Annotated in this window: 10 protein-coding genes; 3 read left to right on the top strand and 7 right to left on the bottom strand. The window is 41.5% G+C overall.

What is annotated here, in order from left to right; all coding sequences use genetic code 11:
* Positions 1-394 precede the first annotated feature (394 nt).
* The gene (locus I6N96_RS18685) at positions 395-1,213 is read right to left on the bottom strand and encodes a ZIP family metal transporter (protein ID WP_209559095.1); all 819 of its coding nucleotides are present in this window, start codon (positions 1,211-1,213) and stop codon (positions 395-397) included.
* A gap of 423 nt (positions 1,214-1,636) precedes the next feature.
* On the opposite strand from I6N96_RS18685, the gene spxB reads away from it, so the two are divergent.
* A complete protein-coding gene (gene spxB, locus I6N96_RS18690; RefSeq protein WP_209559096.1) occupies positions 1,637-3,367 on the top strand; it encodes a pyruvate oxidase in 1,731 nt (576 codons plus the stop codon).
* 114 nt (positions 3,368-3,481) lie between these two features.
* Here the strand turns inward: spxB and I6N96_RS18695 are convergent, their stop codons facing one another.
* On the bottom strand, positions 3,482-3,736 hold the full coding sequence (locus I6N96_RS18695) for a CsbD family protein (protein ID WP_209559097.1): 255 nt from the start codon (positions 3,734-3,736) through the stop codon (positions 3,482-3,484).
* 82 nt (positions 3,737-3,818) lie between these two features.
* Positions 3,819-4,409 carry an alpha/beta hydrolase gene (locus tag I6N96_RS18700; RefSeq protein WP_209559098.1) on the bottom strand — a complete coding sequence of 197 codons (591 nt, stop codon included), beginning with the start codon at positions 4,407-4,409 and terminating at the stop codon, positions 3,819-3,821.
* 146 nt (positions 4,410-4,555) lie between these two features.
* Between I6N96_RS18700 and I6N96_RS18705 the strand changes: the two genes are divergently transcribed.
* Entirely contained in the window at positions 4,556-5,869 is a 1,314-nt protein-coding gene (locus I6N96_RS18705; protein WP_209559099.1) for a putative DNA modification/repair radical SAM protein, read from the top strand.
* On the top strand, positions 5,859-6,608 hold the full coding sequence (locus tag I6N96_RS18710; protein WP_245187057.1) for a TIGR03915 family putative DNA repair protein: 750 nt from the start codon (positions 5,859-5,861) through the stop codon (positions 6,606-6,608). Before I6N96_RS18705 ends, I6N96_RS18710 begins: the two co-directional genes overlap by 11 nt.
* Positions 6,609-6,842: 234 nt before the next feature.
* On the opposite strand, the gene purD is transcribed toward I6N96_RS18710, so the two are convergent.
* From purD to purM, 4 genes are read right to left on the bottom strand one after another with little or no spacing between them, the layout of a single operon-like run.
* Positions 6,843-8,102, bottom strand: a complete 1,260-nt coding sequence (gene purD, locus I6N96_RS18715; RefSeq protein ID WP_209559165.1) for a phosphoribosylamine--glycine ligase — start codon at positions 8,100-8,102, stop codon at positions 6,843-6,845.
* Positions 8,103-8,122: 20 nt separating this feature from the next.
* Entirely contained in the window at positions 8,123-9,664 is a 1,542-nt protein-coding gene (gene purH / locus I6N96_RS18720) for a bifunctional phosphoribosylaminoimidazolecarboxamide formyltransferase/IMP cyclohydrolase (RefSeq protein WP_209559100.1), read from the bottom strand.
* Between the two features lie 5 nt (positions 9,665-9,669).
* Positions 9,670-10,242 (bottom strand): phosphoribosylglycinamide formyltransferase, encoded by a 573-nt coding sequence (purN, locus tag I6N96_RS18725; RefSeq protein ID WP_209559101.1) that lies wholly within the window; start codon positions 10,240-10,242, stop codon positions 9,670-9,672.
* Positions 10,239-11,288 (bottom strand): phosphoribosylformylglycinamidine cyclo-ligase, encoded by a 1,050-nt coding sequence (gene purM, locus I6N96_RS18730; RefSeq protein ID WP_209559102.1) that lies wholly within the window; start codon positions 11,286-11,288, stop codon positions 10,239-10,241. The genes purN and purM overlap by 4 nt, the downstream gene beginning before the upstream one ends.
* Positions 11,289-11,307 lie beyond the last annotated feature (19 nt).

The following is an 11,307-nucleotide window of genomic DNA, read 5'->3' on the forward strand; positions in this document are numbered from 1 at the left end:
CTATTTTAACATATGATTGGTAATTACTACATAGATTGTCAAAGGATTTTCCTGATTTTTAGAAAAATAAATGGAGCAACACAGCATTCTAAATAAATAACTGAAAAATGAATACAAAATCTTATTCTGCTATATGGATGTAAAAGAGGGGGGATAGAGCAAGACTGCTGTACGCGATAATCCATCAATCAAGGATTGATTTCAAGCGTTAGATTTTTGTTAGAATTATTTTACCACAATAAATAACTAGATGGAAAATAAAAGAAAGACAGAAGCACCCTGCTTTTGTTAGCCTAGCGTCTCTGTCTTTCTTCATTTTCTCTTGTTTTTATATTCTCTAAAAGGATTCATTTTTCTCAAATCATTGAAAAAGGCTATGACACGTGACTTCTGCTTATCCTAGCGCTACATCCAAAATCATCATGATGATGAATCCCAGCATGACACCGAAGACGGCAAAGTGACGTTTACTCGTGAGCGTCTGCTGCGCTTCCGGGATCAATTCTTCCACTACGACATAAATCATCGCTCCTGCAGCAAAAGCCAGCGCATATGGTAACAGAGCGGACATCTTGGTAACAAGAACTGCTCCGATAATACCTGCAATCGGCTCGACAATTCCCGAAGCCTGCCCATAAAGGAATGACTTCCAACGGCTTAAGCCCTCTTGTCGAAGCGGGATAGAGACCGCTGCACCTTCTGGAAAATTTTGGATACCGATCCCAAGAGCAACAGATATTGCTGCTAAAACAGCGGCTCTCGGATCATCTGCCGAAGCGGCCGCTCCAAAAGCAACTCCCACAGCCAGCCCTTCCGGGATGTTATGAAGTGTGATGGAAAAAACCAGTAAAATCGTTCGTTTCAAATGAGAGGGAAGTCCTTCCCTTTCATGATTTGGACCAAAGTGCATATGAGGCAATGTCTTATCTGCGATATAAAGGAACAATCCTCCGAGTCCAAAACCGAAACTGACAACCAGCCAAGCGATATCCCCATTCTCTTCTGCCCGCTCAATTGCCGGAGCAAGCAGCGACCAGAAACTGGCAGCAATCATAACACCTGACGCGAAGCCAAGCATCAAGTTCAGTACATCTTTTTTGATATCCTTAAAGAAAAAAACCAAAGCTGCACCAAGAGCTGTCATGAAATATGTAAAGCCTGTCCCCACCAAGGCTTGTTGCCAAGGCTGCAGGTTTATTATCCAATCAATCATCGTTTCCCTCCTAACCGTTTTCACCTTGTCCTTATTTTATCACACAGTTTTTTTATAGTCTAGCTTATCTTATTTTTAGGATAACCTAAAAATCTATCACGCTAAATCCCCCTAATTTCCTATAATGCAGCACCATTCGTAAACTTCGAATAAAATCTAGTAATTGTGTATGTTTAGCACTAACTCTAGATAGCAGCCTCCTCTCACAGCTTCAAACACTTTTGATGTTGCTTTGTACTTCTCCTTAAAGTGTGCCCATATAAGCTTATCAGCGCCAATCAGTCCTGCTCAGTTATAAAAGCTGTTAGCCCCAATAAAATTGTAAATTTTCCTTATTCGCTGAAAAAGGCCCTTTATTTGGTTCATTATCCTTTCAAGCGTATACTTAGATTGAAGACAATTTTAGAAATGGAGTGAGGTATGATGGTCAACACAATTAATGCTGGCACTGCCATGGTAAAAGTCATGGAAAGCTGGGGAATCGATCATATTTATGGTATTCCCGGAGGATCGTTCAATTCAACAATGGATGCACTTTATAAAGAAAAAGACAGAATCAATTACATTCAGGTTCGCCATGAAGAAGTTGGAGCACTAGCAGCGGCGGCAGATGCCAAATTGACAGGTAAAATCGGGGCTGTTTTCGGCTCAGCGGGTCCTGGAGCAACACATCTGATCAATGGTCTTTATGACGCTCAGATGGACCATGTTCCTGTTTTGGCGTTGCTTGGGCAGGTGGCTTCTTCTGCTATGAACTATAATTCATTTCAAGAGCTAAATGAAAACCCAATGTTTGCCGATGTCAGTGTCTATAACCGAACTGTTATGACCCCTGAAAGCCTCCCACATGTTATTGATGAAGCAATCAAAGCAGCCTATAAGTATAATGGTGTTGCTGTGGTTACAATTCCTGTAGATTTTGGTTTTATTGATATTCCAGATACGTATGTGTCAACAGCTGTCAATCACAAAATCAGCTCGATATTACCCGACAGCAACGATATTGATAATGCAGTCAAGTTGATTGAAAAAGCGAAGGAACCAATTCTCTATATTGGTCAAGGAACCAGAGGTGGTTGGGAGGAAATCAAGCACTTCTCCGAGTACTTCTCCATGCCTATAGCGGCAGCCGTTCTGGCAAAAGGAATCGTTCCTGATTCCTATGAAAATTTTCTTGGTTTTGCAGCCAGAGTAGCAACAAAACCTGCAAATGAAGCCTTGGCACAAGCCGATCTCATCGTTTTTGTGGGTAGTGATTTTCCTTTTGCAGCTTACTTTTTCAATCCGGAAGCAGCCTTTATTCAGGTGGATATCGATGCATCCAAATTTGGGCGGAGACATAAAACAGATATCTCCATTTTAGGCGATGGTAAAACAGCGCTGAAAATGATGGTGGAACAAGGGACACAAAGACCTGCTGACAACTGGCTCAGCGCAAATCAAAAAAATAAAAAGAATTGGGTCAACTGGTTGCGAAGCTTTGACGATAACGATGAAGCACCACTACGACCTGAACCAGTCTTCAAAGAAATTCGCCGGATTGCAGAAGAAGAAGCAATTTTCGTGACAGATGTAGGGAATACAACCATTCATGCGATTCGTTTACTGGATATGAACGGGAAACAAAAATTCACTACTTCTGGTTGGTTTGCAACTATGGGTAATGGTATTCCTGGTGGTATTGCAGCAAAACTAAGCTATCCTGATCGGCAGGTATTTACATTGAGCGGAGATGGTGCTTTCGCTATGGTCATGCAGGATATCATCACTCAGGTAAAATATGATCTGCCAATTATTAATGTGGTATTTTCTAATGACTCATTTGGTTTCATCGAAGCGGAACAAGAAGATACAGAGCAAAAGAAATTTGGTGTCTTTCTTGAAGGTGCTGATTTTGGTAAAGTTGGTGAAGCACTCGGAGCAGATGGCTTTACCATCACAAAATATGAACAGCTTGCTCCCGCCTTCGAGGCAGCTAAAAACAGCAAACGACCAGTGGTAATTGATATAAAAATAAGAAATGCCCGACCACTACCTGTTGAAGAACTTGTACTCGATCCGGAAAAATTTAGTACGGAAGAAATCAATGCCTTCAAGGAGAAATACGATGTTCATGATATGCCGGTTTTAAAAGAGCTACTGAAAAATGATTAGAAGAAACGCCCTGCCAGCTCAATCGGCAGGACGTTTCTTCTTTATCTATTGGGCACTGATTCAAAAAACAGACCACGGATTCGAAATCCGCAGTCTGCCTTGGTCAGCTATCAATTATTTATCGTCGTGCTTATGGAATTTATCTTTTAAGTCGTCGAAGCCTTCTTTGATTTTATCGCCGAATTTTTCAGCGCCTTCCTTGATATCTTCTCCAGCATCTCTAGCCTTTGTTTTAGCATCAGCAAAACCAGATTGAAGCTTACCTTCTGCTTCTTTTCCTTTATCGTCAGTTACTTTTCCAACTGCTTCTTTTGCTTCGCCTTCAACTTTATCTTTTGCATCATTTACACGTTCGTTTAAATCTGCCATATTAAACATCCTCCTAAATGATTATTTGATTACAATAACAGCTTAGCACCCTTAAAAAATTCTATCAAATGATTCGCTCATTTTAGAATGTCAGCCATTCTTTTACTTGATCGATCTCTTCCATGGTCACCTGATGTCCGGCATCTGTTTCGACAACAGTCACATCAGCGTCTCTGCTTTTCAGTTGAGATGCCAGCTTTTGAAAGGACTCTTTGGAAACAATCGGATCGTTTTCTCCAAAAGACAGCAAAACCTTTTTGTTCTCCAATATTGTTTGCTGTGTATCAACGCCTAAAGACATCGGATGAAGTAAGGCTGCTATCTTCAAATCAGATTGTCGTTCAAGCAAAAGATGGCCAGCGATATTTGCACCATTTGAGTAACCAAGTATCGTCCAATCGGAGACCGCAATTCCTTTTTCCTCACTGATTTTGATGATTTCATCTAACAAATGATCCGTTTCCTCTTCAAGGCTTTCAATATCAAATTGATTCAATCCATTTCTTTTGAAAAAGCGATTCATTTCGCCTTCGATGACTCGACCTCGAAAAGATAGTACTGTGCTTGTCGGGTCTAAGTATGCTGCAATATCCAATAGCGACTCTTCATCACCACCGGTACCGTGAAGCAATAGAAAATTTTGACCTGTTCCTTCTTTAAATATGTACTTCATTTCCTTCCCCCCTTACTTTTAGTAAGCAACAATAGCTTATCATTCGTTTAAGAAAAGAACAAATAATTGAACTCAAATTAATCTTTGACAGATGAAACACTTCTTGCTAAAATAAGAACATACGTTCGGTAAAGGAGGCATAAATTATGGATATTGCTAAAAAAATTGAAATATTGGCTGAATCTGCCAAATATGATGTGTCATGCGCAAGCAGTGGGGTCACTGATAATACACGAACAGGAACAGTCGGCAGCACAGCAGCTGCAGGGATATGTCATTCTTTTACTAGTGACGGCCGTTGTGTCTCCTTGTTGAAATTATTGTTTACAAATGCCTGTATATTCGATTGTCATTACTGCATCAACCGAAAATCCAATCATATTCCACGAGCAACCTTCACACCTCAAGAGGTAGCAGATTTGACAATGGACTTTTATATGAGGAACTATATTGAAGGGCTGTTTTTAAGCTCTGCAATCATTAAAAATGTTGACTACACCAGCGAGCTGCTGATCAAAACATTGAAAATCCTTCGATATGAGAAGGGCTTTAAGGGATACATCCATGTAAAAGCGATTCCCGGAGCAGATGAAGCCTTGATTGAAGAGCTTGGCTATCTGGCAGACAGAATGAGTGTTAACGTTGAACTGCCCTCCAGAGAAAGTCTGAAACTGCTGGCACCAGATAAAGACCCTTTTTCGTTGTACAAACCAATGAAGCAAATCACTACTAAAAAAAAGGAACTTTCTACCCTTCCAGCAGTAAGAAGAGGCTCAACTTTTGTTCCCGGTGGTCAGTCCACACAGATGATTATTGGTGCGTCACCTGAAACAGATCACGCCATTGTCAAAATTGCAGAGAATTTATACAACAAATACGAATTAAAACGTGTCTATTATTCTGCTTATATCCCTGTAAACCAAGATTCTCTGCTGCCTGCAGTTACTACTGATCCACCGCTGCTCAGAGAGCATCGGCTTTATCAGGCAGATTGGCTGATGCGGTTTTATCGTTTCAAAGCAGATGAAATCCTGACACCAGAAAAACCGAATTTTAATTTATATCTAGATCCTAAAGCAAACTGGGCTGTACAGAACTACGAACGGTTTCCTGTTGATGTCCAATCAGCCAGTTATGAAGTGCTTTTACGAATTCCCGGTATCGGTCCAAAGAGTGCACAAAATATTGTGAAGGCCAGAAAATATTACAGGCTCCATTTAACGGATTTGAAGAAGCTGGGGGTCGTGGTAAAACGAGCAAAATATTTTGTCAGCTGTAATGGTACGATCATGGATGGACTGATCAAGGAACCCGAGTGGATCATCGCTTCCTTGGTTTCTGCCAGACAATTCAAGGCTTTGAAGAAGGCGAATACACAAAGTCTTGGTGAACAGCTTTCTCTCTTTGATGTTGAACGTTTTGAACATACGAAAGAAAAGGAGCTCAGTCATGCTTATTGAATATTCTGCAGAAACTTGGGAATACGATGGAAGCTTCTACGGCTTTTTAACGATTGTCTATCATGCATTCAAAAGCGAGGTATTTCCAGAATCTATCCTAACCCCGGAAACTTCAGTTGAAAGTTTGTTTCTAAGCGAATGGATCGAAAAGGATGAGCAGAAGGCACAGAGAATCTATGTACGGCTTCAGCAGCGTTTAAAGCCTGAAAATTTTCAGTTTATCTTAGATGGCTTTTATGCGACTGTCCCAAATAAGGAAAGTCATCTACTCGAAGCACTTCTAATTGCCCTGGATACTAAAGATTCGCTGACAAATTTTATTGGCCACCCGTCCATTCTGGCTATTCATAAAGGAATCAAAACTCTTTTAGGAGAAGCACATCTGTTTACCGGATTTGTGCGTTTCGAATATGTTGGGAAAATTCTATTCAGCAAAATCAGCCCTAAATATTTTTCTTTGCCGTATATTTGCCCGCATTTTGCTGAACGTTACCCACTGGAATCCATCATGATTTATGATGAAACACATCGCTTATTGGCTCTGATCAAACAGGGAGATATTTCATTTGTAGAAAATGCCGATTGCCCTCATTTTGAAGAACAGCAGCTGGAAGAAGATATTCAAGATCAATGGAAAACATTCCTTCGAGCTGTTACGATCCAAGAACGTATCAACAAAAAAGTTCAGCTGAGCCATATGCCCTTACGCTTTCAAAAACATATGCCGGAATGGCAGTAACTGAAATATTGACTCATGAATGAGATAACTTCTAAAAAACACAAAGAGGCTGAGACAGAAGTGTTTAGCTACAAGCAATAAGCCGGAATTCACGAAAATTGTTTCACAAATTTTTGTTGAATTCCGGCTTATTGTCGTAGGAGCTACTTCTGACTCGCCGTTTATTCGGATTTAGGGTATGGAAAAGAGTGGCAACAGATTATTGTCCCACTCTCTTTACTAGTTTTATGGTATCTATTTCAAAGCTTTGCTTCCAATATCATTTCGATAGAAGGTTCCAGTTGTTTCCTTCGTTTCAAGTAAATCATAAACCTTCTTTTGCGCGTCTTCCAATGTAGTCCCTTCTGCCTCAACAAGATAGATACGACCACCAGAGGAAACAAGCTTATTATCGATTTCTTCTACTCCCGCATAATACACTCGCGTCTCATCAGAGGAAGAAAATGCTGGAAGCGATACGCCCTTTTGATACTCTCCCGGATACCCATCAGCTGCGACTACGACACCAAGACTAAAACCGCCCTCTTTCCATTTGATTGACGGCTGCTTTTCATCAAGTAGGTCCGTAATGATTTCAGCAAGATCACTCTCCAAGCGTTGTAAAACCACTTGTGTTTCAGGATCACCAAATCGAGCATTGAACTCAATTACTTTAGGCCCTTCATCTGTTGCGATAAGCCCCGCATAAAGAATGCCTGTGAAGGAACAGCCGTCCTTGACCATTCCTTTTGCAGCCGGAATCAATACTGTTCGAACTGCTTCATCAATCATTTCTTTGGGAATCTGAGGAACGGGACTATAGGCACCCATTCCGCCAGTATTCGGCCCTAAATCATTATCGTATGCTCGCTTATGATCTTGAGCGACTGTCATAGGATAGACTTCCTGTTCTCGAACGAAAGCAAGAAGAGAAAATTCTTCTCCCGCTAGAAAATCTTCAACAACAACTTTTGCCCCGCTTTCACCAAAGCGGTTTCCTTCAAGCATATCCTCCAATGCTTCAATCGCTTGCTCAACTGATTCAGCCACGATTACGCCTTTTCCAGCTGCCAGACCATCTGCCTTGATCACGATTGGAGCACCCTTTTGTTGAACATATTCTTTTGCCTGTTTGAAATCGAAGAAAGTTTGATGCCTCGCAGTAGGAATTGAGTACTTATTCATAAGCGTTTTCGCAAAATCCTTTGAACCTTCGATCATTGCTGCTGATTTCCTCGGACCAAAAATCTTCAGCCCTGCTGCTTCAAAATCATCAACGATTCCATTTAACAAAGGCACTTCCGGTCCAACGAATGTCCAATCAACATGATGCTCTTTTGCAAATTGGATCAATTCCGGATGATTATCCTCCTCGATAGCCACAAGATGGATATCATCCTGTTTCATTCCGGGATTTCCTTTTGCACAATATACTGTTTCCACCAACGGACTCTGCACAAACTTTTGCGCAATCACATGTTCTCTGCCGCCGCTGCCGATCACTAAAATATTCAGTCCCATGTTGTCCCCCTTGATCAATGTCTGAAGTGTCTGATATCCGTGAATACCATCGCTATTCCATATTTATCTGCCATGTCAATTGATTCCTGATCTTTGATACTACCTCCCGGCTGGATGATGGCCTTGATTCCATGCTTACCTGCATATTCCACACTATCCCCCATTGGAAAGAAGGCATCACTTGCCAGAACCGCATCCGTGATTTTTTCTCCTACCTGAGCAACAGCAATTTGAACAGAGCCGACACGATTCATCTGACCAGCACCGATTCCCAGAGTCTGATGAGCATCGGCAATAACAATAGCGTTACTCTTTACATGTTTCACTGCTTTCCAAGAAAATTCTAAAGCTGCCCATTCTTCCTCTGTCGGTTGCCGTTTCGTTACAACTTTCCAATCAGAACGATTTTCCTTCACGACATCCTGACTTTGAACCAAAAGCCCGCCTAAGACAGAAACCTTCTCATCTCCATCGGCTTCATCTTTATGATCGAAATCCAAGGTCATCAACCGAAGATTTTTCTTTCCAGACAACAGTTCAAACGCCTTTTCTGAAAAAGACGGTGCAATAATAATTTCTAAGAATAACTGGTGCATCTTTTCTGCAACAGCTTCATCAACTTCTCGATTCAACACGATGATTCCACCAAAAATGGACACTGGATCAGCTTCATAGGCAGCCATATATGCAGAATACAAATCATCTCCGATACCGATACCACAAGGATTCATGTGCTTCACAGCTACAACGGCCGGCTGATCAAATTCGCGCGCGATCCGAATTGCCGCATCACCGTCCTTGATGTTGTTATAAGACAGCTCCTTACCATGCAGTTGTTTAGCACTTGCAATTGAGAATGGTACCGTTAGACTATCCTGATAAAACGCTGCTTGTTGATGACTATTTTCTCCGTAGCGCAAAGACTGCTTCAGCTCATACGTCAGAGTCAAGGATTCTGGTTCTTTCTCATCAGTTAAGTCGGTCAAATAACCAGCAATCAATGCGTCGTAAGCTGCTGTATGTCGAAAGACTTTTGCTGCAAGTTTTTGACGAGTAGTAAAAGTCGTTTCTCCATTATCTGTCAGCTCTGCTAGAACAATTTCGTAATCCTTAGGGTCAACGACCACTGTTACAAACTGATGATTTTTTGCAGCACTTCTCAGCATACTAGGTCCGCCAATATCGATATTCTCGATTGCTTCCTCTACTGTTGTTTCCGCTTTTTGAATTGTTTCCTTGAAGGGGTACAAATTGACACAGACAATATCGATTGGCTGGATGTCATGCTCGTTCATCGCAGCCATGTGTGCCGGAATATCTCTTCTTCCTAATAAGCCGCCATGAATTTTCGGATGCAGTGTTTTTACTCGACCGTCCATCATTTCCGGAAAATTTGTAACTTCTTCAATGCCAATAGTCGAGACACCCGCTTGCTCCAGCATCGTTTTTGTTCCACCGGTTGAGATGATTTCTACACCAAGCTCCGTTAACTGTTTTGCAAAGTCAGCGACACCTGTTTTATCCGAAACACTGATTAATGCCCGTTTTTTTGTCATTGTATCTATTGCCCCTTCTCTTCAATTATTTGTTTTAGTACAGCAGGATAAAGTCTATGCTCAACCTGATGGATTTTTTCTTCTAAAGCCTCTAAAGTATCCTCTGAGCTGATCACAACTGATTCCTGTACAATGATTGGACCTGTATCGATCCCTTTATCAATATAATGAACGGTTACTCCGGTTTCTGCAACCCCTGATTCATATGCGTCCTTGATTCCATGCAACCCTGGGAATGCCGGCAGCAGTGATGGGTGGATGTTGATGATCCGCTCCGGATAAGCCTCAAGCAATGCCGGACCAATCAACCGCATATAGCCTGCCAACACAATGAATTCCACCTGATTTTCTTCCAAAAGATGAAGAATTTCTCCTTCATAGATACTCTTTTTCTCAAACTCTTTTGGTGAAAATGAATAACTGGGAATATTCATTTTTTCTGCCCGCTCCAATACTTTAGCTTCTCGATTATCAGAAAAAAGCAAGGCAATTTCTCCTGCGATTTCTTCGTTTTTTACTGCATCTGCAATTACTTGAAAATTGCTTCCGTTCCCTGATGCAAAAACTGCGAATCTCATTTTTCCACCTCGATAAATTGAATAGCATCCTGTGCTTCTTTTTGGACAATACTTCCAAGAACATAGCTTTCCTCTCCAAGAGTTTGAAGGGCTTCTTGAACCTGAGACAGCTTATCTGGAGAAACAGCCAATACCATGCCGATCCCCATGTTGAAAATCTCATACATTTCCATGGCTGGGATTTGTCCGTATTTTTCTAAAACAGAAAAAATAGGTAATATTGGCCAGCTGCCTAGCTTGATTACGGCAGTCAAGTCATCTGGAAGCATTCTTGGAATATTTTCTACAAAACCGCCGCCTGTTACATGGGCAATTCCATGAACCAATTCATCAGTAACTAATGGCAGAACGCTCTTCACATAGATTTTTGTTGGCTCCAGTAGACTCTCTGCTAAGGTTTTTCCTTCCAGTTCTGCAAGCGTATCTGTCAGACTGAAGGTATTCATCTCAAAGAAAACTTTCCGAACAAGAGAGTAGCCATTCGAATGAATACCGCTTGAAGGCAGTCCTAATAAAATATCCCCAGCACTTACTTTTTCTCCTGTAATCAGCTTACTTTTTTCAGCAACACCTACAGTGAATCCCGCTAAATCATAATCATCTTCGTCATACATTCCCGGCATTTCAGCAGTTTCTCCGCCAATCAATGCTGCTCCGGCTTGAATACAGCCCTCTGCAACACCAGCGACAACCTGTTCCAATCGCTCAGGTATATTCTTACCAGTTGCAATATAATCCAAAAAATAGAGCGGTTCAGCTCCTTGTGCCACAATATCATTAACACACATCGCCACACAGTCTATTCCAATCGTATCGTGCTTATCTGCCTGAATCGCCAGCATTAATTTGGTTCCCACACCATCTGTACCGGAAATCAATACAGGTTCCTTCACATCCACCTTACTCAGATCAAAACAGCCGCCAAATCCACCAAGAGCGCCCATCACTCCGGCCCGTTCCGTTCTTTTTACATGCTTCTTGATTCTTTCCACCACTTCGTAACCGGCTTCTACATCGACTCCGGCTTTTGCATATGCATTCGCCATGCTGATCCTCCTATATCCT

The sequence above is a fragment of the Enterococcus larvae genome, from assembly GCF_017830045.1.
GTDB classification, from domain to species: Bacteria; Bacillota; Bacilli; order Lactobacillales; family Enterococcaceae; genus Enterococcus_L; species Enterococcus_L larvae.